Raw genomic sequence first — 22,193 nt, 5'->3', positions numbered from 1 at the left:
CCACGTGGGGTGTCCGGCTCGGACGTAGTCTGTGCAGGTGCCCATGGTCATCGACGAGACGCCGCTCGCCCGGAAACGTCGCGCCCGCAAGATGTACCGGCTGCTGCACGAGCGCTACCCCTACGCCCACGCCGAGCTCGACTTCGAGACCCCGCTGCAGCTGCTCGTGGCCACCGTGCTCTCCGCGCAGACCACCGACGTGACGGTCAACAAGGTCACGCCCACCCTCTTCGCGCGCTACCCGAGCGCGCTCGACCTGGCTGCGGCCGAGCCGGCGGAGATGGAGGAGATCCTGCGCCCCACCGGCTTCTACAAGGCCAAGACCCGCTCGGTCATCGGCCTCGCCCAGGCCCTCGTGGAGCGCTTCGACGGCGAGGTCCCACCACGGCTGCGGGACCTGGTCACCCTGCCCGGGGTCGGCCGCAAGACCGCCAACGTCGTCCTTGGCAACGCCTTCGACGTGCCCGGCCTCACCGTGGACACCCACTTCGGCCGGCTGGTGCGCCGCTTCGGCTGGACCGAGGAGACCGACCCGGTCAAGGTCGAGCACGCCGTCGGTGAGCTCTTCGAGCGCAAGGACTGGACGATGCTCAGCCACGTGCTCATCTTCCACGGCCGGCGGACCTGCCACGCTCGTCGCCCGGCCTGCGGCGCCTGCCCGGTCACCCGGCTCTGCCCCGCCTACGGCGACGGCGAGACCGACCCCGCGAAGGCGGCCCGGCTGCTGAAGTACGAGCTCGCCCCGTGACCGGCCCCAGCACCCCTCCCGCCTGGCTGCAGCAGACCGAGCAGCGGCTGCTCGCCGACCTGCCCGAGTGGTTCACCCGGTTCGCTCCGCCGGCCGACGCCGAGCGTCGGGCCGCGGTCCTCATGCTGCTCGGCGAAGGGGACGACGGCCGGGTGGACATCGTGCTCACCGAGCGCTCCTCGCGGCTGCGCAGCCACGCCGGCCAGGTCTCCTTCCCCGGCGGCGGGCTCGACCCGGGCGAGACCCCGGAGCAGGCCGCGCTGCGCGAGGCGTGGGAGGAGGTCGGGGTCGAGCCGGACTCGGTCGACGTGCTCGCCAGCTTCCCCGGGCTCTACCTCAGCCCCAGCCGCAACGCGGTCACCCCCGTCCTCGGCTGGTGGCGCGAGCCGGGCGAGCTGGGCGTCGTCGACCCCGGCGAGGTGGGCCGGGTGGTCCGGGTCCCCATCGAGGAGCTCGTCGACCCGGAGCGGCGGTTCACCGTCACCGGCCCGTCGGGATACAGCGGTCCGGGCTTCGACGTCGCCGATCTTTTCGTGTGGGGCTTCACCGCCCAGCTGCTCGCGGTGCTGCTGGACGCGGCCGGGCAGTCCCGGCCGTGGGACGAGTCGGTGCGCCGTCGGCTGCCGATGCGCTACGTGCTGCCCTACCTCAAGCCGGGTGGTAGGCGCTGAGCCAGCCCAGCAGCAGCTCGGTGGTCGCCGCCGGCGCCTCCTCCGGCACGAAGTGCCCGGCACCGGGCACGGTGACCACCTGCACCGGCCCGCGCACGTGCCCGTGGCTCTCCGCGGCCAGCGCCGGCAGCACGGCCGGGTCGTCGGCGCCGTGCACCAGCAGGGTGGGGACCTCGATCGGGGCGCGCACCGAGGCCAGGTAGCGCCAGCCCGGCAGCGTCACCCGGGTGCGGTAGAGCCACCGGTAGTACTCGGTGGCGGCGGTCGCGACGAAGGGGACCTGCATCGACTGCTCGTAGCGAGTGAGCACCTCGTCGGTGATCCACGAGCGGTCCGGCCCGGACCAGTCGCGCAGCCGCCGGGCCACCGCGTGCCGGCGGGGGGAGAGCTGCCGCTCCGGCGCGAAGGGGGTCTGCATCGCCCGGATGTAGGTGTTCGCCCGCCACTGCAACGGGTGCCGCCAGGCGGCCCGCTGGAAGACCAGCGGGTGCGGCATGGAGAAGGTGGCGATCGCCCCGGTCACCTCCGACCGCAGCGCCGGCATGCTCCAGGTGAACCAGGCGCCCAGACCGTGCCCGACGACCGCCGCGCGGCTGGCGCCGAGGGAGCGGATCACCGCCGCCAGGTCGTCGCAGGCGGTGGGGGCGTCGTAGCCGCTGGGCGGCTTGTCGCTGGCCCCGAACCCGCGCAGGTCCACCGCGGCGACCCGGTAGCCGGCCGCGGCCAGCGCCGGGATCTGCTCGCGCCAGGCCCACCAGAACTCCGGGAAGCCGTGCACCAGCACGACCAGCGGGCCGCTGCCCGCGGTGGCGACGTGGAAGCGGGCGCCGTTCGCGGCGACGAAGCGGTGCTCCCACGGGCCGTCGACGAGGGAGACGGCCGCGTCGGTGGCGCTCAGCTGCCCGGCTTGATCGCGTCCACGGTCTGCTGGGCGTTGCGGATGGCCTTCTCCGGCTTCGGGTTGGCCTTCTTCAGCTTGCGGATGCCGATCAGCGCCAGCAGCCCGGCCACCAGCAGCAGGAAGGCGGTGGTGATGAGGTAGCCGGCCCACATGGGCAGCCAGATGTCGAGGACGTGCGCCATCGTGTGGAAGAGGAAGATGACGCCGAGCAGGCCGACGAAGGCGGCGCCGCCGAGCAGGCCGGCGCCCATGCCGCCGACCTTGAGGCCGCGGGTGACCTCGGTCTTGGCGAGCTGGATCTCCCGGTTCACGATCACCGACACGTCGGCGCTGGCGTCGGCGACGAGCTGGCCGACGGTGCGCTCGCTCTCCCCGGGAGCCGGGTGGCCGATCACCCGCTGGGCCGAGCGCGCGGCGACGCTCCCGTCAGCGGTCTCGTCGAGGCGACGGTCGAGGTCGTTGCTCATCGTGCGGCTCCCCTCATCTGGGCCATCAAGGCAGGTCTGTCGATTCAGCGCCGGACCAGGCCCGACGTCGGCTCTGCGACACCCTACCCGCGAGTCGCCCGCCGGGGGCGACGGGCGACACCCGATGGGTGTGACCGGTCTCTCCTACGCTTAGGATGGCCCGCATGTCCAGCGAGCCCGAGACCCGCTCCCGTGCCCGCTGCCCGCGCCCGAAGACCGACCTGACCGGCCGCGCGCCGGCGCGTTGACAGCCCCGTGGCCCTGCCGCTGACGCTCGCCCTGCTGGGCGTGACCGTCCTGCTCACCCCGCTGCTCACCCGGACCCTCGGGCGGCAGGCGGGGTGGCCGCTGGCCGCGATCTACCTGGCCGCCGCCGCGCTGCTGGCGCCGACCGCCGCCACGGTGCTGGACGGCGAGACGGTCGCCTGGTCGCGGCCGTGGATCGACTCGCTGGACGTCTCCTTCGCGCTGCGCGCCGACGGCCTCGGCATCGTCTTTGCGGCCATCGCCCTGGTCATCGGCGCGGTCGTCTTCGTCTACTCCACGGCCTACCTCGACCCGGGGCCGAACACCAGCTTCTACATCCTCATGGCGGCCTTCACCTTCTCCATGGTGGGGCTGGTGCTGGCCGACGACCTGGTGCTGCTCTTCATCTGCTGGGAGCTCACCTCGCTGGCCTCCTTCTTCCTCATCGCCCGGTCCGGCGGGGCGGGGCACCCGGCCTCGATGCGCACCCTGCTGATGACCTTCGTCGGCGGCCTGGCGCTGCTGGCCGCGGTCGCCGCGATCGTGCTGCGGCTGGGCACCACCTCGATGACCGAGGTGCTCGGCAGCGAGGTGTGGCAGCAGGAGCCCGGCTTCGCCGCGCTGGTGGCCACCCTCGTCGCGGTCGCCGCCTTCACGAAGTCGGCGCAGGTGCCCTTCCACGTGTGGCTGCCGGACGCGATGGCCGCGATCACCCCGGTCAGCGCCTACCTGCACGCGGCCGCAGTGGTCAAGGCCGGCATCTTCCTCATGCTGCGCTTCAGCCCCGCCTTCCACGAGGTCGCCACGTGGAACGCGCTGCTCATCACCGTCGGTCTGGCCACGGCGGTCGTCGGCGGCTTCACCGCCGCCCGGCAGAGCGACATCAAGAAGCTCATGGCCTGCTCCACGGTCAGCCAGCTGGGGTTCATCACCGCGGCCGTCGGTGTCGGCACCGAGCACGCGCTCGCAGCTGCGGTGCTGCACACCATCGCGCACGCCCTCTTCAAGTCCGGGCTCTTCATGATGGTCGGCGTCGTCGACCACGCCGCGCACACCCGCGAGCTGTCCCGGATGCCCCGGCTCGTCGGTGCCATGCCCGGCAGCTTCGCCGTCATGCTGCTGGGCTGCGCCTCGATGGCCGGGATCCCGCCGATGCTCGGCTTCATCTCCAAGGAGCAGCTGCTCACCGCCTACGGCGAGGCCCCCTTCGGCGCGGCGGCGGGCTACCTGGCGCTCGCCGTCGGAGCCCTGGCCACCGTGCTCACCGTGCTCTACTGCGGCCGGATCCTGCTCGGCTGCTTCACCGACGGCGACCCCGACGGCGAGGTCAGCCCGGTCTCGACGGTGATGATCGGGGCGGCCGCGCTGCCGATCGTCGCCGGGCTGCCGCTGGCGCTGGTCGTCTCCGTGCTGGACCACCCGGTGGCGGCCGCGGCGGCCGCGGCCGGCGTCCCGCACGAGGTGCACCTGGCGCTGTGGCACGGGCTGACCCTCGAGCTGGGCGTCACCGTCGTCATCCTCGTCGTCGGCGGGGCGCTCATCGCCGCCCGCGCGCGGCTGGCCCCGTTCCTCGACGGGCGCAGGCTCACCCCGGACGGCGCCACCGTGCTCGGCGCGCTCGCCGAGGGCACCCGGCGGGTCGGCGACCTGGTGGCCGCGCCCACCCGGGCCGACCACCCCAGCCGTCACGCCACCCCGATGATGCTCTCGCTGGCCGCCGTGGTGCTCGGCGGCACCCTGGTGCTGCTCGACGAGCTGGCCGCGCAGCCGCTGCAGGACGACCTCAGCCGCCCCTTCGACCTGCTCGTCCTGTGCCTGGTGACGCTGGCCACCTTCGGCGTGGCGACCGCCCGCTCCCGGCTGGCGGCCACGCTGTGCCTCAGCGGGGTCGGCATCCTGGCCACCGCGCAGATCATGGCGCTCGGCGCCCCTGACGTCGGCCTGACCCAGCTGCTCGTGGAGTGCCTGACGATCATCGTCATCATGCTCGTCCTGCAGAAGCTGCCGCGGACCTTCGGCAGCGTCGCCAAGGACGGGCCCCGGCTGCTCGGCGGCCGGCTCGTCGTCGCGGTCCTGGCCGGCGCCTCGGTGGCCGTCGGCACCTGGGCGCTGACCTCGCGGCGGCCGCGCTCCGAGATCAGCCGGTACTACCTCGAGGAGGGCCCGGAGATCACCAGCGGAGCCAACGTCGTCAACACCATCCTCGTCGAGTTCCGGGCGCTCGACACCCTCGGCGAGCTGGCCGTGCTCGGCATGGCGGGCGTCGCCGTGGTGGCCCTCTTCTCCAGCGTGCGTCACGAGTTCATCGACCCGCCGCCGGACAAGAACCGCTGGTACGAGGCGCCCCCGGAGGTGCCGCTGCGCGGGGAGGGCAGCACCGCCCACCGCGCGATCCACCGGGCGTGGCCGAACGCCGCCTCGCTGCAGCTCATGGTCCGCGGGGTCACCCCGGTCCTGGCGATCATGTCCGCCTACCTGCTGTGGCGCGGCCACAACGCCCCGGGCGGAGGCTTCATCGCCGCCCTGGTCGCCTCGGCCATCGTCGGGCTGATCTACCTCTCCACCTCCCGCGACCGGCAGATCGGACCGCCGCGGATGCCGCTCTACCTCATCGGCGGCGGACTCATCACGGCGATCGGCAGCGGCCTGTGGGGCCTGCTCGCCGCGGAGCAGTTCCTGCAGCCGCTGCACGGCGAGGCCGTCGGGCAGCACTGGACCACCTCGCTGGTCTTCGACATCGGCGTCTACGCCGCCGTGCTCGGGCTGGTCGTGGTCACCTTCAACCTGCTCGGCACGAGCGAGGGGGCCGAGCCCCGTCCCGGCGAGGAGTGGACCCGCGAGCGGGTCGACGAGGCGGTGCTCGGCGAGATCGCCGGGCCGATGGACTCGGTGCGGGGCGAGTCCCTCGAGGAGCAGGCCGAGATCGACGCCGAGCTGGCCGACGAGCTGCGCTCCGAGGCGAGCCGCCGGGTCGGGGTACGCACCCAGCACGTCAGCCGCGGCGTGCCGCCGAGGGAGCTGGGCCGATGATCATCTTCGCGCTCATCGGGGTGCTCACCACGGGCGGGGTCTTCCTCGTCCAGCAGCGCTCCATGGTCCGGATCGTCTTCGGGCTCTCGCTGCTCAGCCACGCGGCCAACCTCGTGCTGCTCAGCGCCGGGGTCGCCGCCTGGCGCGGCGAGCCGCTGGCCGACCGCACCGCCGCCGAGGCGGCCGCCGACCCGCTGCCGCAGGCCTTCGTGCTGACCGCCATCGTCATCACCCTCGCGGTGACCATCTTCATGCTCGCGCTCGCCGTCATCGGCCACAACGACGACACCCGCCGGATGCCCGAGACCGGGGAGGTGCACGACCGATGACCGCCTCCTCCGCGCTGCCGCTGCTGGTGGCCGTCCCGCTGCTGCTGGCCGGTCTGACCGTGCTGGTGCGCCGCCACCTCGTCGGGGTGCTCGCCCTGGTCGCCACCCTGCTCGGTGTGCTCTCGGCCGCGGTCACCCTGGCGATGCACCACGCCGACGTCCCCGCCCTGGCCGCCGGGGTCGGCGACTACGTCCCCGGGGTGGCCATCCCCTTCGTCTCGGACAGCCTGACCGCGATCATGCTCGCGGTCACCTCGCTGGCGACCCTGGCGACGGTGGGCTGGCTGATCCTCACCGGGGAGACCCGCTACCGCTTCTTCGTGCCGCTGGTGCTGCTGCTCGTCACCGGCGTCAACGGCGCCCTGCTCACCGGCGACCTCTTCAACCTCTTCGTCTTCGTCGAGGTGATGCTGCTGCCCAGCTACGCGCTCATCGCCATCACCGGCACCTGGCGACGGCTGGGCGTCGGGCGCCTCTTCGTCGTCGTCAACCTGCTCACCTCGACGATCCTGCTCATCGGCGTCGGCCTCACCTACGGCACCGCCGGCACGGTGAACGTCGCGGCGCTGGCCGGGCAGGGGGTCGCCGACGAGCGGACCGGGCTCGCGGTCGGCGTCGTGCTGCTGGCGCTGGCCGTCAAGGCCGGGGTGGTGCCGGTGCACACCTGGCTGCCGCGGACCTACCCGGCGACCTCGCCCGGGGTGATGGCGCTCTTCGCCGCCCTGCACACCAAGGTCGCCGTCTACGCGATCTACCGGATCTACGCGGTGGTCTACGACGGCCAGGCGCCGTGGGTCGGGATCGCCGTCGTGCTCGTCGCGATCACCTGCGTCGTCGGCGCGGTGAGCACCTTCGGCGAGCAGACCTTCCGCGGGGCGATGGCCTTCCAGATGGTCGCCAGCGTCGGGCACGCCCTCGTCGGCGTCGTCGTGTTCACCCAGCTCAGCCTGGCTGCCGGCCTGCTCTACCTCGTGCACAGCATCATCACCACCGCGGCGCTGCTGCTCACCGGCGGCGCCATCGAGCACACCTACGGCTCGCAGCGGCTGGACCGGCTCACCGGTCTGATGACCCGGGAGCCGTGGGCCGCGGCGATCGTCGCGCTCGGTCTGATGTCGCTCGTCGGGCTGCCGCCGACCTCGGGCCTGTGGGGCAAGCTCGGGCTCGTCCTCGGTGCCGCCGAGGCACCCGGCTGGCAGGCATGGCTGCTCGTCGGCGCCGTCATCGTCGCCTCGGTCCTCTCGCTGCTGGCGCTGCAACGGGTGTGGACCGCGATCTTCTGGGGCCCGCCGCCGGAGCACTACCGCGGCGACCACGCCCGCACCCGTCGCACCGAGCGGATCGACATCACCGACGACGTGCGCATCCCCGCGCGGATGCTGCTGCCCGGAGGGTCGATGATCGTCGTCTCGCTGGCCATCTTCGTCGGGGTCTCGCTCATCGACCCGGTCTTCGAGCAGGCCGCCACCGGTCTGCTCGACACCGGCGCCTACGTCGAGGCGGTGCTCGGACGATGAAGGCCTTCGACATGCTGCGCTACGCGGTCTACGTGCTCGTCGAGCTCGTCAAGGGCTCCTTCGCCCTCGGGCGGGACATCGCCACCCCCGGGCTGTCGGTGGACCCGGCGATCGTCGAGCTGCCGCTGCGCTGCGCCACCGACGCCGAGATCGCCGTCTTCTCCTCCTCGATCACGATCACCCCGGGCACGCTGGTGGCCGGCACCGCCGCGGCCCGGTGGGACGAGCCGGCGACCCTCTTCGTGCACTGCCTCTACGCGCGCGACGTCGACGCCGTGGTGGCCGACCTGCGGGACATGGAGTCCCGGCTGCTGACCGCCACCCGCGGCCGGGGTCAGGTGCCGCCGGTCCCGCAGGACCCGGTGCGGCGAAGGGGGGAGTCGTGACCGTCGTCGTCGCCATCGCCATGGGCATCCTCGGCGCCGCCGTGGTGCTCGCGCTGCTGCGCATCCGCACCACCGACGAGGCCGCCAGCGCGGCCGTCGTCGGTGACCTCATCTTCTTCAGCGGCGTCGGCCTGCTCATCCTGCTGAGCATGCTGCGGGAGTCGGCCGCGGTGACCGAGGCGGCGCTGCTGGCCAGCCTGCTCGGGATCCTCTCGACGATCGCGCTGGCCCGGATCATCACCAGGGGGCGTCGATGAGACTGATCGACATCGTCAGGGCCAGCGAGCCGATCGAGCCGGAGGTGGTGGCGCCGGCCCTGGACGGGCTGCCCGCCACCGTGGCCTCGGTGGTCGCCGCGGTGCTCGTGCTCAGCGGCGCCGTCTGGGTGCTGCTCAGCGCGATCGCCATGCACCGGGTGCGGGACGCGCTCAGCCGGATCAACGCGCTCTCCCCGGCGACCGGGATGGGCCTGACCTCGATCGTGCTCGGGGCGTACCTGCACAGCCTCACCGTGCACGCCTTCTCCTGGCTGGACCTCGTCAAGGTGCTGCTCACCCTGGGCGCGCTGCTGCTGGTCTCCTCGGTCGCCTCGAACACCCTCTCCCGGGCCGCGGTGCTCTCCGGGGCCGACTTCGACCCGCAGACCCGGCCCAACGATCTCACCGGCGCACCGCCGCGAGGGCCGGGGGAGCGCTCGGGCTGACCGGGGCATGAAGCGTCGGTGAACCCTCGCCGAGCCCGTCCCTGATCGTCGGCACGGTGCCCGCGCAGGGCCCACCCTGGGTGGCATGAGTTACGGCACCGGTCCGGGTCCGCTGGCGATCGCCCACCGCGGCGGGGCCGCGCTCGCTCCGGAGAACACCCTGGACGCCTTCGAGCGCTCGGTGGCGCTGGGCGTGCGCTACCTCGAGACCGACGTGCGGCTGACCGCCGACGGCGAGCTCGTGTGCTTCCACGACGAGCAGCTCGAGGCGCGGACCACCGGCTGGGGACGGGTCGGTGAGCGCACGCTGGCGGAGCTGCGGGCGGTGCTGGTGCGTGGTCCGGAGGGCCGGCTGGCGCCCGTCCCCACCCTGGCGGAGGCGCTGGACGCCTTCCCCGAGGCGTGCTTCACCGTCGACCTCAAGGACCAGGCCGCGATCGCCCCGATGGCCCGGCTGCTGCAGGACCCCGAGCGGGCGCGTCGGGTCTGCGTGGCCGGGGCCTGGGACGGCTGGCTGCAGCTGCTGCGCTCGCAGGCGCCGCACGTGCAGACCGCGCTGGGCTGGCGCTCGCTGACCACGCTGATCTCGATGAGCCGCGCCGGGGTGCCGGTCCCGGCGGCGATGGTGCAGGGGCGCTTCGCGCACGTGCCGCTGCACCTGGGGCGGCTGCCGGTGCACTCGGCCCGGCTGGTCCGTCTGGCCCACCGGCTCGGGGTGCGGGTGGTGGTGTGGACCGTCGACGACCCCGCCCTGATGCACGAGCTGCTGGACTCGGGGGTGGACGGGATCATCACCGACCGCCCCGACGTGCTGCGCGAGGTGCTGCTGGCCCGGCAGGCGTGGCGACCGATGGGCGCAGGGCTGCCCAACGACCGAGGTCTGCCCGCCCGGTGACCGCTCCGGACCTCGGCAGGTCCGGTGCGGCAGGTGCGTCTGGACCGTCAGCCACCTGGGCGACCGGTCGGCGAGGCGGCTGCACAGGTGGGTGCCCGACAGTCGATCATCCTCGACGTGACCCCCGGTCCCGCCCGAGCGGCACGACCGGGGGAGTGCCGCTCACCGGGTCCGGGAGCACCCAGCAGGCCAGCCCGAAGACGTGCTCCACGAGCTCCGCGTTGACCACCTCGGCAGGCGGGCCCTCGGCGATCACGGCGCCGTCCTTCATCGCGATGAGATGGGTGCCGTAGCGGGCGGCCTGGTTGAGGTCGTGCAGCACCGCCACCAACGTGCGCCCGCTGCGGTGCAGGTCGGTGAAGAGCTCCATGAGCTCGATCTGATGGGCGATGTCCAGGAACGTCGTGGGCTCGTCCAGCAGCAGGATCTCGGTCTCCTGGGCCAGCGCCATCGCCACCCACACCCGCTGCCGCTGCCCTCCGGACAGCTCGTCGATCAGCCGACCGGACAAGGGAGTCACCCCGGTGGCATCCATCGCCGACAGCACGGCCTGCTCGTCATGGGCGGTCCACTGCCGGATGAGCCCCTGGTGCGGGAAGCGCCCACGTGCGACGAGGTCCCCGACCGTGATGCCCTCCGGCGCGATGGACGACTGGGGCAGCAGCCCCACCCGGCGGGCGAGCTCCTTCGCCGCGAGCGAGCGGATGTCCTGCCCGTCGAGGATCACCGAACCGGCACTCGGCCGGAGCAGCCGTGACTGGGCGCGCAGCAGGGTCGACTTGCCGCAGGCGTTCGGACCGACGATGACCGTGAAGGAGCGGTCAGGCACGCCGGTGTCAGCGCCGCCGCACCTCGCGGCGACCAGCCAGAGCAGGTAGGCCCCGCCGACCACCACGGTGATGACCCCCACCGGGAGCGAGGCGGGCAGCGAGTGCTGGGCGACGACATCTGCCTCGGCGAGCAGCAGGGCGCCGGTCAGCGCGGCGGGGGCGAGCGTCACCCCGGGGGTGCGGGCGAGCCGCCGGCCGATCTGGGGCGCGGCCAGCGCGACGTAGGAGATCGGGCCGGCGGCCGCGGTGATGACGGCGGTGAGGGCGACGCCCAGGGTCATCGCCGCGAGCCGGACGGGCTCGGCGCGCACCCCGGTGGACCTGGCGGCGTCGTCGCCGAGCTCCAGCTGACGAAGGCCGGGGGCGCAGGCGCTCAGACCGAGCACCACCACGGCGATGACCGCCCCGGCCAGGCTCACCTGCTCCCAGCTCACGGTGGAGCGTCCCGGCGCCCCAGACCGCCGCCGACAGGGTCGCGTCGAGGTCGGCGGTCAGCAGCAGCGAGGTGCTCGCCGAGCCGAGCATGGCGGAGGCGGCGATGCCGACGATGATCAGCCGGAAGCCCTGGACACCGCGCCGCCCGGCGAGCAGGTAGACCGCCGCCGCGGTGGCGATGCCGCCGATCAGGGCCCCCGCAGCGATGCTAAGGTAGCCGCCGCCGATGACGATGATCGCCACGAGGGCGCCGGTGTAGGAGCCGGTGCTGAAGCCGATGATGTCCGGCGAGGCCAGCGGGTTGCGGGTCAACGACTGGAAGACGGCCCCGGAGATCCCCAGCGCCGCACCGAAGATCACCGCCGCCAGCGCTCGTGGGGCGCGCCACTCGACGACGACGATCCGGGCGAAGGCGGCGGCCGGGGCCCCGACGATCGCGCCCCACACCTCGGCCACGCTAAGCGGGTAGTCACCCAGGGCGAGCGCGGCCGTGGTCACGGCCGTGGTGAGCAGGGTCAGCGCGACGAGCACGACGACGGTGCGCGCCCGCCAGCGCAGCGCCACCGGGCCCAGGCGGGGGCGGAAGGTGCGCTGACCGAAGTCGACGCGTCCGTGCTCCGGAGCGGTCGCGGTCGGCGCGGTCCTGGTGGCGGTCACAGCCCGCTCGCCTTCAACCGACGCACGAGCAGGATGAGCACCGGACCGCCGACGAGGGGGGTGACGACCCCGACCGGGATCTCGCCGGGGCCCAGCAGCACCCGACCCAGCACGTCGGCGGCCAGCATCAGCGAGGGCGCCAGCAGCACGGTGCAGGCGATGATCCAGCGCTGGTCGGGCCCGACGATCCAGCGGGCCACGTGCGGGACCATGAGCCCGACGAAGGCGATCGGTCCGGCGATTGCCGTGGCGCCCCCGGCCAGCAGCACCGCGAGGATGACGAGCACCCTGGTGCGGGTGACGTGCGCCCCAAGGGAGCGCGCCAGGTCGTCGCCCAGCGCCACGGCGTTGAGGGAGGGTGCCGCAAGCGCCGCGGCGACCAGCCCGATCCCGAGGAAGGGCAGGACCGGCAGCAGGACGTCCCAGCCGCGGCCCACCGAGCTGCCAGCGTTCCAGCTGCGCATGGCGTCGAAGGCCCCCGGGTCCAGCAGGGTGAGCCCCATGACGATCCCCTGCAGCAGCGCGCCGAGCGCAACCCCGGCCAGGGTGAGCTGCACCGCGTCGATCCCGCCGCGCCCGCCGGAACCGATCGCGTAGACCGCGGGGGTTACCACGAGAGCCCCGGCGAAGGCGAACCACACGTAGCCCTGGACCGACGTGACGCCGAGCAGGGCGATCGCCACGGCGACGAAGACGGCAGCCCCGGCGTTGACCCCGAGGATGCCGGGGTCGGCGAGCGGGACGCGCAGGTCCCACACCACGTAGGCGTCGCCCTGCCCGGTGTTCTCCGCCAGCGCGGCCAGCACCGTGGCCAGCGGGATGTTCTTCGCGCCCACCGCGACGCTGAGCAGCAGCAGCACCACGAGGACCGCGAGGCCGGCGAGCAGGCTCAGCGACCGCCTGGCCGCTGGCCGGGCCGTCCGCCGGCGAGGGGCCGTGCCCGGTGCCGCACGGCCTCCTCCAGGAACCACGTGAACGACGAGGGGCCGTAGGTGGTCGAGGCGGCGTACCAGTTGTTCTCGCTGGTGGCCCACAGCACGGCGTCGTTCTGCACGGCACCGAGCTCCTGGAAGCGCGGGTCCTCCTCCAGCTCGGACTGGAAGGCGTCGTCCCGGAGCCGGATCATCGAGACGTCGGCCTCGAGCTCCTCGACCCAGTCGAAGACCGACAGCAGGGTGCAGCCCTCCTCGGTGGCCATGTAGCCGGTGAAGGTGGCGCCCTGCAGGCCGGGGAGCCGCTCGCGGGCGTCGGCGAAGGCCTGATCGACCTCCGCGATGGTCTCCTCGGCGGCCTCGGTGCTGCCGGTCAGCTCGCCGAGCTCGGTGGTCCACTCGCGTCAGTCGCTCTTCTCCGACAGGTCCGGGGAGCCTCTCCTAAGTTGCCCAGGTCACCCCGTCGGCGGACCGGTCACTCCTTGAGCCCGTCCTGGATGAGCTGCATCACCGAGCTGTCGGCGAGGGTGGTGACGTCGCCGACCTCGCGGTTCTCGGCGACGTCCTTGAGCAGCCGCCGCATGATCTTGCCGGAGCGGGTCTTCGGCAGCTCCGGCACGACCATGACCTGGCGCGGCTTGGCGATCGGGCCGATCTCCTTGGCGACGTGCTCGCGCAGCTCCTGGACGGTCTCATCACCGGCGTCCTCGGCGCCCTCGCGGAGGATGACGAAGGCGCAGACCGCCTGGCCGGTGGTCTCGTCGGCCGCGCCGACGACCGCGGCCTCGGCGACCGAGGAGTGCGAGACGAGGGCGGACTCGATCTCGGCGGTGGAGAGCCGGTGGCCGGAGACGTTCATGACGTCGTCCACCCGGCCGAGCAGCCAGATGTTGCCCGCCTCGTCGTACTTCGCGCCGTCGCCGGCGAAGTAGTACTCCGGACCGAAGCGGCTCCAGTAGGTGTCCTTGTACCGCTCCGGGTCGCCCCAGATGCCGCGCAGCATCGCCGGCCACGGCTTGGTCAGCACGAGGTAGCCCACCTTCTCCGGCTCGGTGAAGGGCTGGCCCTCGTCGTCGAGGATCTCGGCGCTGATGCCGGGGATCGGGCGCTGCGCCGAGCCCGGCTCGAGCTCGGTGACCCCGGGCAGCGGGGAGATCATGATCCCGCCGGTCTCGGTCTGCCACCAGGTGTCGACGATCGGGGCGGTGCCGCCGCCGATGTGCTCGCGGTACCAGCGCCAGGCCTCGGGGTTGATCGGCTCGCCGACCGAGCCGAGCACCCGGATCGAGGAGAGGTCGTACTTCGCGGGGATGTCGTCGCCCCACTTCATGAAGGTGCGGATCGCCGTCGGGGCGGTGTAGAGGATCGAGACCCCGTACTTCTGCACGATCTCCCAGAAGCGGCCCTCGTGCGGGGTGTTCGGGGTGCCCTCGTAGAGCACCTGGGTGGCGCCGTTGGCCAGCGGCCCGTAGACGATGTAGGAGTGCCCGGTGACCCAGCCGATGTCGGCGGTGCACCAGTAGACGTCGCTCTCCGGGTGCAGGTCGTGCACCACCGCGTTGGTGTAGGCCACCTGGGTGAGGTAGCCGCCGGTGGTGTGGAAGATCCCCTTCGGCTTCCCGGTGGTGCCGGAGGTGTAGAGGATGAAGAGCGGGTGCTCAGCGTCGTGCGCCTGCGCCTCGTGGGTCTCGCTCTGCCCGTCGACGACGTCGTGCCACCACCGGTCGCGGCCCTCGACCCACTCGACGTCGTTCTGCGCGCGCTGCACCACGAGCACGGTCTCCACCGGGGACTCGTCGTCGCCGTGGTCGATGGCCGCGTCCACCGCCGCCTTGAGCGGGGCCGGCTTGCCGCGGCGGAACTGCCCGTCGGCGGTGATGACGACCTTGGCGTCGGCGTCGGCGATGCGGGTGTGCAGCGCCTCGGCGGAGAAGCCGCCGAAGACCACCGAGTGCGGGGCGCCGAGCCGGGCGCAGGCGAGCATGGCGATGACCGCCTCCGGGATCATCGGCAGGTAGATCGCCACCCGGTCGCCGTGGCCCACGCCGAGCTCGGTGAGCGCGTTGGCCGCCTTGGCGACCTCCTTCTGCAGGTCCGCGTAGGTGATGGTCCGGGTGTCGCCCCCTTCGCCCTCGAAGTGGATGGCGACCCGGTCGCCGTTGCCGGCGTCGACGTGCCGGTCCACGCAGTTGACCGAGGCGTTGAGCCGGCCACCGGCGAACCACGTCGCGAAGGGAGCCTGGCTCCAGTCCAGGGCCTGCTCGAAGTCGGTGTCCCAGCTGATCCGCTCCCGCGCCTGCCGCGCCCAGAAGCCCTGGTGGTCGGCGGCGGCCTCGTCGTAGAGCGCGGCCTGGCCGACGGCCTGCTCGGTGAACTCCGGGGTGGGTGCGTACGACTGCGACACGTGTCCTCCTCGTTGAGCGGCGGCCGGGCGGGCCGGCCGGGTCTGGCTCCTACCTTCGTCGGATCCGGCCCGGGGCACAAGGGGAGCGGCTCTCGGCACGTCGAGCGGAGGGAGCCGCACGGCGAGCGGGTGGGTGGTGCGCCGGGCGGCGCAGGTCTGGTGCTCGGGAGGGGCGGGAGACGGAGAGCTGGTGGAGCGGCGGCGGACGCACCGGGGGTCGCGGCGACGGCCGACCGGCTGGCATCGTGTCCGGGCGAGAGCACCGCGACGTCGCGGCGCCCGGGAAGGTGCGTGATGTTCGAGGACGGCCAGGTCTACTCCCCGGTGACCGAGCACCGGGACGGCACGGTGCAGGTGCACCTGGCGGACAACCACCCCGGCCGCGACGACCCGGACTACCTGGCCCGGCGCGGGCAGATCGCGGCGGCCGCGCTGACCTGGGACCGCGCCGTGGGCGAGCCGGTACCGACGATCGGCTACACCGAGGACGAGCACGAGGTCTGGCGCACGGTCAGCGCGGCGCTCGCCGAGGCGCACGCGCGCCACGCGCACCCGGAGTACCTGGCGGCGAAGGCGGCGCTGGGCCTGCCCGCCGACCGCGTGCCGCAACTGGCGGAGGTGAGCGAGCGGCTGGCGCCGCTCACCGGCTGGACCTACATCGCCGCACCGGGCTCGGTCCCCCTTCGTGAGTTCTACGGGGACCTGCGCCAGCGCACCTTCAGCTCGACCCAGTACCTCAGGCATGCCAGCCAGCCGCTCTACACGCCCGAGCCGGACATCATCCACGAGGTCATCGGCCACGGGAACGGGCTGGCGAGCGAGCGCTTCGCCCGGATCACCGAGGCGGCGGGGCAGGCCCTGACGCGGATGGAGAGCGAGGAGGCGGCCAAGCTCGTCGCCGACGTCTTCTGGTTCTCCATGGAGTTCGGCGTGATCTACGAGGCCGGCCCGAGCGGCGCGCGCGAGCTCAAGGCATACGGTGCGGGGATCCTCTCCAGCTTCGGTGAGATGGAGGAGTTCCGCGAGATGGAGATCCGCGACCTCGACCTCGCCGACATGGGGACGCTGAACTACGACATCACGCAGTACCAGCCGATCCTCTTCGCCGCGCAGGACCTCGGGCACCTCGAGGATGTCGTGGGGGACTTCTTCGCCACGGCCGATGATGACGCCTGCGCCCGCCTGCGCCGGGAGGCAGAGGACCGGGGCCTGGTGCCCGAGCGGGTCTGAGTCGAGCGGGTCTGCGTCAGCGCGACGCGATGCCGGCGACGACGAGCGCCAGCCCGGCGCCGAAGTCGTCGGGGGAGTGGACGACGACCGCGCCGAGACGCGCCGCGTGGTCGTGCGCCTGCTGGGCGTAGGCGTGGCCGTAGACGAAGTGGAGCAGGGTCCGGGACGCGGTCGATGCGGCTGGCTCCTCGAGACCGGCGTCGAGCAGCAGCGCGCGTAGCTCGTCCTCGGGAGCGCCGCCCCCGAGCCCGAAGGCCCACACGCTCAGCACGAGGTCCGCCCCGTCCGGGTAGGCCAGCACCGCGGCCCGGACGTCCTCGCACCGACGACGCACCCTGGTCTGCCAGCTCGCGTCGGCGCGGGCGGGCCGACGCGGGGCCCGCTCGAGGATCGCGTCGGCGACGAGGCCGAGCAGCTCCTGCTTGCTCGTGACGTGGTGGTAGAGCGCGGACTGCTGCACCCCGAGCTCGGCCCCGAGGGCCCGCATCGTCAGGTCGGGCAGGCCGACCCGCTCGAGCAGGTCCAGCGCGGTCGCGACGAGATCCTCACGGCGAAGGGGGTGTCGACGGCTGGGGATGGTGGCTCCTGGATCGGCGGGCGGTCTTGAGGCTCAGGCCGTGGGCGGCCTTCGCAAATCGAACACCATGATAATTTGAACGCCGTTCACCGCACCTGAACGCCGTTCAGCAAGAGAACAGGACCACCCCGGATGACTTCGACCACCTCCGCACCGGCTCGCACCTCCGCCGCCGTCGACCTGGCGCTGGTGTCCGCCTTCGCGGCACTGGCTGCGGTCTGCTCGATCCTGCCGGCGATCAACGTCTCGACCTTCGCCCCGATCACGCTGCAGACCTTCGGCGTCCTCCTCGCCGGGGCGGTCCTCGGCGCCCGTCGGGGCGTTCTCGCGATTCTCCTCTGGCTCGCCCTCGGCGCGGCCGGCCTTCCGGTCTTCGCCAACGGCAAGTCGGGCCTCGCGGTGCTCGCCGGGCCGACCTCGGGCTACCTCGTCGGCTTCGTCGTCGGTGTCGCGATCATGGGTGTGGTCGCCGAGTTCCTCGCCCGACGCGGTCAGGTCAGCAACCCGCTCGCCCTCTTCGCCGGCGGGCTCCTCGCGGTCCTGGTGATCCACGTCCTGGGCATCGTCGGACTGCACCTGCGCGCTGATCTGGACTGGGCGGCCGCCGCGACCGTGGACGGCGCGTTCTGGATCGGCGACCTCATCAAGCTCGCCGCGACAGCTGTGGTCGCCGCTGCCGTGCACCGCGCCTTCCCCTGGTTGCTGCGCCGCCGCGCCGCCTGAGCGCCGCACCAGCTCATGGCGAGGATCGAGCTCGACCGGGTCACGGTCCGCCGCGAGACCGCCGACGGCGACCTGCTCGCGCTCGACGAGACGGACCTGACCCTCACCGAGGGAAGGATCGCGCTCATCGGCCCCAACGGCGCAGGCAAGTCGACCCTCGCCCGCCTCGTCAACGGTCTCGTCACCGCGACGAGCGGCACGGTCCGCGTCGATGGGCTCGACGTCGCGCGTGAGGGTCGCGAGGTGCGCCGCCGGGTCGCCTTCTCCTTCACCGACCCCAAGGCCCAGCTCGTCATGCCGACTGCGGGGGAGGACGTCGCGCTCTCCCTTCGCCGCAGCCACCGCGACCCGGGGGAGCGAAGGGAGGCCGCCCGGAAGGTCCTCGCCCGCTTCGGCCTGGCGGGTCTCGGGGACCGCAGCGTCCATGCCCTCTCCGGGGGGCAGGCCCAGCTGCTCGCGCTCGCCGTGGTCCTCGCGACCGACCCCGACGTGCTCGTCGCCGACGAGCCCACCACCCTGCTCGACCTCGGCAACGCTCGCCGGGTCGGTGACCTGCTCCTCGGGCTGGACCAGCAGCTCCTCCTCGTGACCCACGACCTCGAGCTCGCCACTCGGTGCGAGCGAGCTCTGCTCGTCGTCGGGGGTCGCGTCGCCGCCGACGGGTCCGCGGCCGAGGTCGTCGAGCACTACCGGAGCATCGCGTGAGCCGAACCCTCCTCGGCGCCTACCGGCCGGGCACGACCCTCCTGCATCGAATCCCCTCCGGCGCCAAGCTCACCGCCCTCCTCCTCGCCGGGCTGGTCCTCACCCTGCTCACCGGATGGCGCTCGGCGCTCGCCGGGGTGGCGGTGGCGCTCCTCCTCGCGGTGCTCTCGCGCATGCCGCTGCGCTCCCTCGCGCGCTCGCTGCGCGGCCTGGCGCTTCTCGCGATCGTTCTCGGGGGGTGGCTCACCTGGCAGGCCGGCTGGCCCCGGGCCGTGGCGACCGTCGGCGACCTCGTCGCCCTCGTGCTGCTCGCCACCGTCGTCACCACGACCACCCCCGTCGACGCGATCCTCGACACGATCACCTCGGTAGCGCGCCCCCTTCGCCCCCTCGGCGTCGACCCGGAGCGGGTCGGTCTCGCCTTCTCCCTCGTGCTGCGGACCATCCCCGCCACGCTGGGGCTCGCCGAGGAGACCCGTGACGCCGCCCGCGCCCGCGGCCTCGAGCGTGACCCGAGAGCCCGACTCACCCCCTTCGTCCTTCGGGTCGTCGCCGATGCGCAAGCGACCGGTGAGGCGTTGCACGCCCGAGGCGTCGGAGACGACCGAGACCACCCCGAGACCTGACCACCCGACAGCAAGGAGAGCACCATGACCGAGCACGACGACCTCGTCGAGGCGATCCTCGGCGGCCACCGCACCACCGAGGCAGAGGCACTCGCCGTCTTGCGCACCAGCGACGAGGACACCCTCGATCTCGTCTCCGCCGTCGCCCGGCTGCGCCGCGCCTACTTCGGGATGACGGTCAAGGTCAACTACCTCGTCAACCTCAAGTCAGGGCTCTGTCCCGAGGACTGCGGCTATTGCTCCCAGGCGCTCGGGTCGAGCAGCGAGATCCTGCGCTACACCTGGCTGAAGGCCGACGAAGCCCTCGAGCAGGCGCGCGCCGGTCTCGACGGTGGCGCCACCCGCGTGTGCATGGTCGCCAGCGGACGCGGGCCCACAGACCGGGACGTCGAGCGGGTCGCCGGCATGGTGGGCGCGATCAAGGAGGAGCACCCGCAGACCGAGGTGTGCGCCTGCCTCGGGCTGCTGAAGGAGGGCCAGGCCGAGCGGCTGCGCGCGGCCGGGGTGGACGCCTACAACCACAACATCAACACCGCCGAGTCCCACCACGACTCGATCGTCTCGACGCACACCTACGCCGACCGGGTCGCGACCGTGGCCAAGGCCCAGGGTGCGGGGCTCTCCGCCTGCAGCGGGCTCATCGCCGGCCTCGGCGAGAGCGACGAGCAGCTCGTCGAGGCCCTCCTCGCCCTGCGTGACCTGGGCTCGGAGTCGATCCCGGTGAACTTCCTCATGCCCTTCGACGGGACCCCCAAGCAGCAGACCTGGGAGCTCACCCCGCTGCGCTGCCTGCGGATCCTCGCCACCGCGCGGGTGCTGGCACCGCAGCGGGAGATCCGCATCGCGGCCGGGCGGGAGATGCACCTGCGCAGCCTGCAGACACTCGGCCTGCACCTGGCGAACTCGATCTTCCTCGGCGACTACCTCACCTCCGAGGGGCAGGCCGCACAGGACGACCTTGCCCTGCTCGCCGACGGCGGCTTCACCATCCTCGGCGCCGACGAGGTGCCCGGGGAGCGCCGCGGGGGCGGGCCTGCGATCCGGCGCCGAGGCGCCGGGACCACCGAGGCGGCCAACGCCTGAGCGCAGGCGAAGGGGGGAGGAGCGGCCGCTGCTCCCCCCTTCGCCTGTCGTCCGAGACGGATCAGTGCTCGATGGCCTCGGCCACCCCGTGGCCGGTGAGGCTGCGCACCTCCATCTCGGCGTACTTGGCCCGGTTGAACTCCTTGGAGGTGACCGTCCCCAGCCAGCCGAGGAAGAAGCCCAGCGGGATGGAGATCAGCCCCGGGTTGTCCAGCGGGAAGAGGTGGAAGTCGACCCCCTGGAGCATCGAGGCGCTCTTGCCGGTCGCCGGGTCCACCGGCTTCCCGGAGACCACCGGGGAGAAGATGATGAGGATCAGCGCCGAGGCGAGGCCGCCGTACATCCCCCACACCGCGCCGCGGGTGTTGAAGCGCTTCCAGAAGAGGCTGTAGAGGATCGTCGGTAGGTTGGCGCTGGCGGCCACCGCGAAGGCGAGCGCCACCAGGAAGGCGACGTTCTGGTCCTTGGCGAGCATCCCGCCGAGGATGGCGATGACACCGCCGCCGATGGCCGCGTAGCGGGCCACCTTGACCTCCTGCTCCGGCGTCGCCTCGCCCCGCTTGAAGACCTGGTTGTACAGGTCGTGGGCGAAGGTGGCGCTGGTGGTGATGGTCAGACCGGCGACCACCGCGAGGATGGTGGCGAAGGCGATGCCGGAGACGATGCCCAGCAGCGGCGAGCCACCGAGCTCGTAGGCCAGCAGCGGTGCCGCCGAGTTCGCCGCACCGGGCGCCTCGGAGATCGCCTCGGGCCCGACCAGCGCGCCGGCGCCGTAGCCGATCACCAGGGTCAGCAGGTAGAAGCCGCCGATCAGCCAGATCGCCCACTCCACCGACTTGCGGGCCTGCTTGCTCGTCGGGACGGTGTAGAAGCGCTGCAGCACGTGCGGCAGGCCGGCGGTGCCGAGCACCAGCGCCAGCGACAGCGAGATGAAGTCGATCTTCGTCGTCAGCGACTCGCCGTAGCGCAGCCCGGGCTCGAGCAGCGCCTCACCCGCCTCCGGGTTGTTGTCCACAGCCTCCTGCAGCAGCGAGGAGAGGTTGAGCCCGAAGCGGGCCAGCACCCAGACGGTCATGATCGTCGTCGCCGCGATGAGCAGCACCGCCTTGATCATCTGCACCCACGTGGTGCCCTTCATCCCGCCGATCATCACGTAGGCGATCATCACCATCCCGACGACGGCGATGACGACGTTCTGCGCGGCCGCGCCGCTGACGCCCAGCAGCAGCGAGACCAGCGCCCCGGCCCCGGCCATCTGGGCCAGCAGGTAGAAGAAGGAGACCGCCAGCACCGAGGTGGCCGAGGCCATCCGCACCGGGCGCTGCCGCAGCCGGTAGGAGAGCACGTCGGCCATCGTGAAGCGGCCGGTGTTGCGCATCAGCTCGGCCACCAGCAGCAGCGCCACCAGCCAGGCCACGAGGAAGCCGATCGAGTACAGGAAGCCGTCGTAGCCCTGCAGCGCGATCGCCCCGGCGATGCCGAGGAAGGACGCCGCCGAGAGGTAGTCGCCGGCGATGGCGATGCCGTTCTGCCGACCGGAGAAGGCGGCGCCACCGGTGTACATCTGGCCGGCGGTCTTCTTCCCGCCGGCCACCTTGATGACGATGACCAGGGTGACGACGACGAAGATCGCGAAGATCGAGATGTTCAGCGCGGGGGAGCCGATGGTGCTCATGCCCGACCCCCGTCCGTCTCGTCGGTGCGCCCGGTGGAGTCGATCTCCGGGTCACGGTCGATCATCTCCACCACGGCGTCGGCCTGCGGGTCGAAGCGTCGCTCCGCCCAGCGGGCGTAGGCGAAGGTGATGGCGAAGGTGGTCACGAACTGCAGCAGCCCGAAGATCAGACCGATGGTGATGTTGCCGACGACCTTCGTGCCCATGAAGCCGGGAGCGAAGATCGACAGCAGGACGTAGGCGAAGTACCACGAGATGAAGAACGCGGTGACGGGGAAGACGAAGCTGCGGAACGTCCGGCGCAGCTCGCCGAACTCCGCCGACTCCTGGACGGCGATGTACCGCTCGCCGAGGTCGTGAGCGTCGTTGCTCAACCTGCTCACCTCCGAGGGTGGGTGGGACGCCGGCACGGCGGTGCGCCGG

Annotated in this window: 23 protein-coding genes and 1 pseudogene; 14 read left to right on the top strand and 10 right to left on the bottom strand. The window is 72.6% G+C overall.

Annotated features, from left to right (window positions below; all coding sequences use genetic code 11):
* The first annotated feature begins 43 nt into the window (after window positions 1-43).
* Both nth and BJY28_RS02400 read left to right on the top strand, forming a co-directional pair.
* Window positions 44-748, top strand: coding sequence for an endonuclease III (gene nth / locus BJY28_RS02405; RefSeq protein WP_179463896.1), 705 nt, complete (start codon window positions 44-46; stop codon window positions 746-748).
* Complete coding sequence (locus BJY28_RS02400) at window positions 745-1,419, top strand: NUDIX hydrolase (RefSeq protein WP_343036924.1); 675 nt, start codon at window positions 745-747, stop codon at window positions 1,417-1,419. The genes nth and BJY28_RS02400 overlap by 4 nt, the downstream gene beginning before the upstream one ends.
* Here BJY28_RS02400 and BJY28_RS02395 read toward each other — a convergent pair.
* Both BJY28_RS02395 and BJY28_RS02390 read right to left on the bottom strand, forming a co-directional pair.
* Window positions 1,397-2,203 (bottom strand): alpha/beta fold hydrolase, encoded by an 807-nt coding sequence (locus tag BJY28_RS02395; protein WP_343036923.1) that lies wholly within the window; start codon window positions 2,201-2,203, stop codon window positions 1,397-1,399. The two genes, BJY28_RS02400 and BJY28_RS02395, sit on opposite strands and share 23 nt — an antisense overlap.
* Window positions 2,204-2,313: 110 nt before the next feature.
* Entirely contained in the window at window positions 2,314-2,787 is a 474-nt protein-coding gene (locus tag BJY28_RS02390; protein WP_179461584.1) for a phage holin family protein, read from the bottom strand.
* Window positions 2,788-3,042: 255 nt separating this feature from the next.
* Here BJY28_RS02390 and BJY28_RS02385 point away from each other — a divergent pair, with 255 nt between their 5' ends.
* From BJY28_RS02385 to BJY28_RS02355, 7 genes are all read left to right on the top strand, one after another.
* Window positions 3,043-6,063 carry a DUF4040 family protein gene (locus BJY28_RS02385; RefSeq protein ID WP_343036922.1) on the top strand — a complete coding sequence of 1,007 codons (3,021 nt, stop codon included), beginning with the start codon at window positions 3,043-3,045 and terminating at the stop codon, window positions 6,061-6,063.
* Entirely contained in the window at window positions 6,060-6,392 is a 333-nt protein-coding gene (locus tag BJY28_RS02380; protein ID WP_179461583.1) for a sodium:proton antiporter, read from the top strand. The genes BJY28_RS02385 and BJY28_RS02380 overlap by 4 nt, the downstream gene beginning before the upstream one ends.
* Window positions 6,389-7,909, top strand: a complete 1,521-nt coding sequence (locus BJY28_RS02375) for a monovalent cation/H+ antiporter subunit D family protein (protein ID WP_179461582.1) — start codon at window positions 6,389-6,391, stop codon at window positions 7,907-7,909. Before BJY28_RS02380 ends, BJY28_RS02375 begins: the two co-directional genes overlap by 4 nt.
* Window positions 7,906-8,295 (top strand): Na+/H+ antiporter subunit E, encoded by a 390-nt coding sequence (locus BJY28_RS02370; protein ID WP_179461581.1) that lies wholly within the window; start codon window positions 7,906-7,908, stop codon window positions 8,293-8,295. Before BJY28_RS02375 ends, BJY28_RS02370 begins: the two co-directional genes overlap by 4 nt.
* Window positions 8,292-8,552, top strand: coding sequence for a monovalent cation/H+ antiporter complex subunit F (locus BJY28_RS02365; protein ID WP_179461580.1), 261 nt, complete (start codon window positions 8,292-8,294; stop codon window positions 8,550-8,552). The genes BJY28_RS02370 and BJY28_RS02365 overlap by 4 nt, the downstream gene beginning before the upstream one ends.
* A complete protein-coding gene (locus tag BJY28_RS02360; protein ID WP_179461579.1) occupies window positions 8,549-8,998 on the top strand; it encodes a monovalent cation/H(+) antiporter subunit G in 450 nt (149 codons plus the stop codon). The genes BJY28_RS02365 and BJY28_RS02360 overlap by 4 nt, the downstream gene beginning before the upstream one ends.
* A gap of 85 nt (window positions 8,999-9,083) precedes the next feature.
* Entirely contained in the window at window positions 9,084-9,893 is an 810-nt protein-coding gene (locus tag BJY28_RS02355) for a glycerophosphodiester phosphodiesterase family protein (protein WP_179461578.1), read from the top strand.
* 106 nt (window positions 9,894-9,999) lie between these two features.
* On the opposite strand, the gene BJY28_RS15765 is transcribed toward BJY28_RS02355, so the two are convergent.
* The 5 genes and pseudogenes from BJY28_RS15765 to acs form a co-directional block, all read right to left on the bottom strand.
* A complete protein-coding gene (locus BJY28_RS15765) occupies window positions 10,000-10,767 on the bottom strand; it encodes an ABC transporter ATP-binding protein (protein WP_425485718.1) in 768 nt (255 codons plus the stop codon).
* Window positions 10,768-10,812: 45 nt separating this feature from the next.
* Window positions 10,813-11,605: pseudogene (locus BJY28_RS15995) on the bottom strand (FecCD family ABC transporter permease); the annotation flags it as partial.
* A 206-nt stretch (window positions 11,606-11,811) separates the two neighbouring features.
* Complete coding sequence (locus BJY28_RS02345) at window positions 11,812-12,675, bottom strand: FecCD family ABC transporter permease (protein WP_343036921.1); 864 nt, start codon at window positions 12,673-12,675, stop codon at window positions 11,812-11,814.
* 29 nt (window positions 12,676-12,704) lie between these two features.
* A complete protein-coding gene (locus BJY28_RS15990) occupies window positions 12,705-13,013 on the bottom strand; it encodes a hypothetical protein (protein ID WP_179461577.1) in 309 nt (102 codons plus the stop codon).
* A 209-nt stretch (window positions 13,014-13,222) separates the two neighbouring features.
* Window positions 13,223-15,151: an acetate--CoA ligase gene (acs, locus tag BJY28_RS02335; protein WP_343036920.1), complete on the bottom strand. Its 1,929-nt coding sequence runs from the start codon at window positions 15,149-15,151 to the stop codon at window positions 13,223-13,225.
* A 294-nt stretch (window positions 15,152-15,445) separates the two neighbouring features.
* On the opposite strand from acs, the gene BJY28_RS02330 reads away from it, so the two are divergent.
* Window positions 15,446-16,381, top strand: a complete 936-nt coding sequence (locus BJY28_RS02330) for a phenylalanine 4-monooxygenase (RefSeq protein ID WP_179463891.1) — start codon at window positions 15,446-15,448, stop codon at window positions 16,379-16,381.
* Window positions 16,382-16,397: 16 nt separating this feature from the next.
* On the opposite strand, the gene BJY28_RS02325 is transcribed toward BJY28_RS02330, so the two are convergent.
* Window positions 16,398-16,958, bottom strand: a complete 561-nt coding sequence (locus tag BJY28_RS02325) for a TetR/AcrR family transcriptional regulator C-terminal domain-containing protein (RefSeq protein ID WP_343037158.1) — start codon at window positions 16,956-16,958, stop codon at window positions 16,398-16,400.
* 132 nt (window positions 16,959-17,090) lie between these two features.
* Here BJY28_RS02325 and BJY28_RS02320 point away from each other — a divergent pair, with 132 nt between their 5' ends.
* The 4 genes from BJY28_RS02320 to bioB are packed head-to-tail and all read left to right on the top strand — an operon-like array spanning window position 17,091 to window position 20,095.
* Window positions 17,091-17,681 (top strand): biotin transporter BioY, encoded by a 591-nt coding sequence (locus BJY28_RS02320; protein ID WP_179461575.1) that lies wholly within the window; start codon window positions 17,091-17,093, stop codon window positions 17,679-17,681.
* 15 nt (window positions 17,682-17,696) lie between these two features.
* Entirely contained in the window at window positions 17,697-18,386 is a 690-nt protein-coding gene (locus BJY28_RS02315) for an energy-coupling factor ABC transporter ATP-binding protein (protein WP_179461574.1), read from the top strand.
* Entirely contained in the window at window positions 18,383-19,012 is a 630-nt protein-coding gene (locus BJY28_RS02310; RefSeq protein ID WP_179461573.1) for a CbiQ family ECF transporter T component, read from the top strand. Before BJY28_RS02315 ends, BJY28_RS02310 begins: the two co-directional genes overlap by 4 nt.
* Before the next feature lie 24 nt (window positions 19,013-19,036).
* Window positions 19,037-20,095, top strand: coding sequence for a biotin synthase BioB (bioB, locus tag BJY28_RS02305; RefSeq protein WP_179461572.1), 1,059 nt, complete (start codon window positions 19,037-19,039; stop codon window positions 20,093-20,095).
* A 61-nt stretch (window positions 20,096-20,156) separates the two neighbouring features.
* Here the strand turns inward: bioB and BJY28_RS02300 are convergent, their stop codons facing one another.
* Both BJY28_RS02300 and BJY28_RS02295 read right to left on the bottom strand, forming a co-directional pair.
* Entirely contained in the window at window positions 20,157-21,770 is a 1,614-nt protein-coding gene (locus BJY28_RS02300; protein ID WP_179461571.1) for a solute symporter family protein, read from the bottom strand.
* Window positions 21,767-22,144, bottom strand: coding sequence for a DUF485 domain-containing protein (locus tag BJY28_RS02295; RefSeq protein ID WP_179461570.1), 378 nt, complete (start codon window positions 22,142-22,144; stop codon window positions 21,767-21,769). The genes BJY28_RS02300 and BJY28_RS02295 overlap by 4 nt, the downstream gene beginning before the upstream one ends.
* Window positions 22,145-22,193 lie beyond the last annotated feature (49 nt).

Origin of the sequence: Janibacter alkaliphilus, from assembly GCF_013408565.1 — a bacterium.
Classification (GTDB): Bacteria; Actinomycetota; Actinomycetes; order Actinomycetales; family Dermatophilaceae; genus Janibacter; species Janibacter alkaliphilus.
This window is presented reverse-complemented; position numbering and strand designations above follow the sequence as displayed.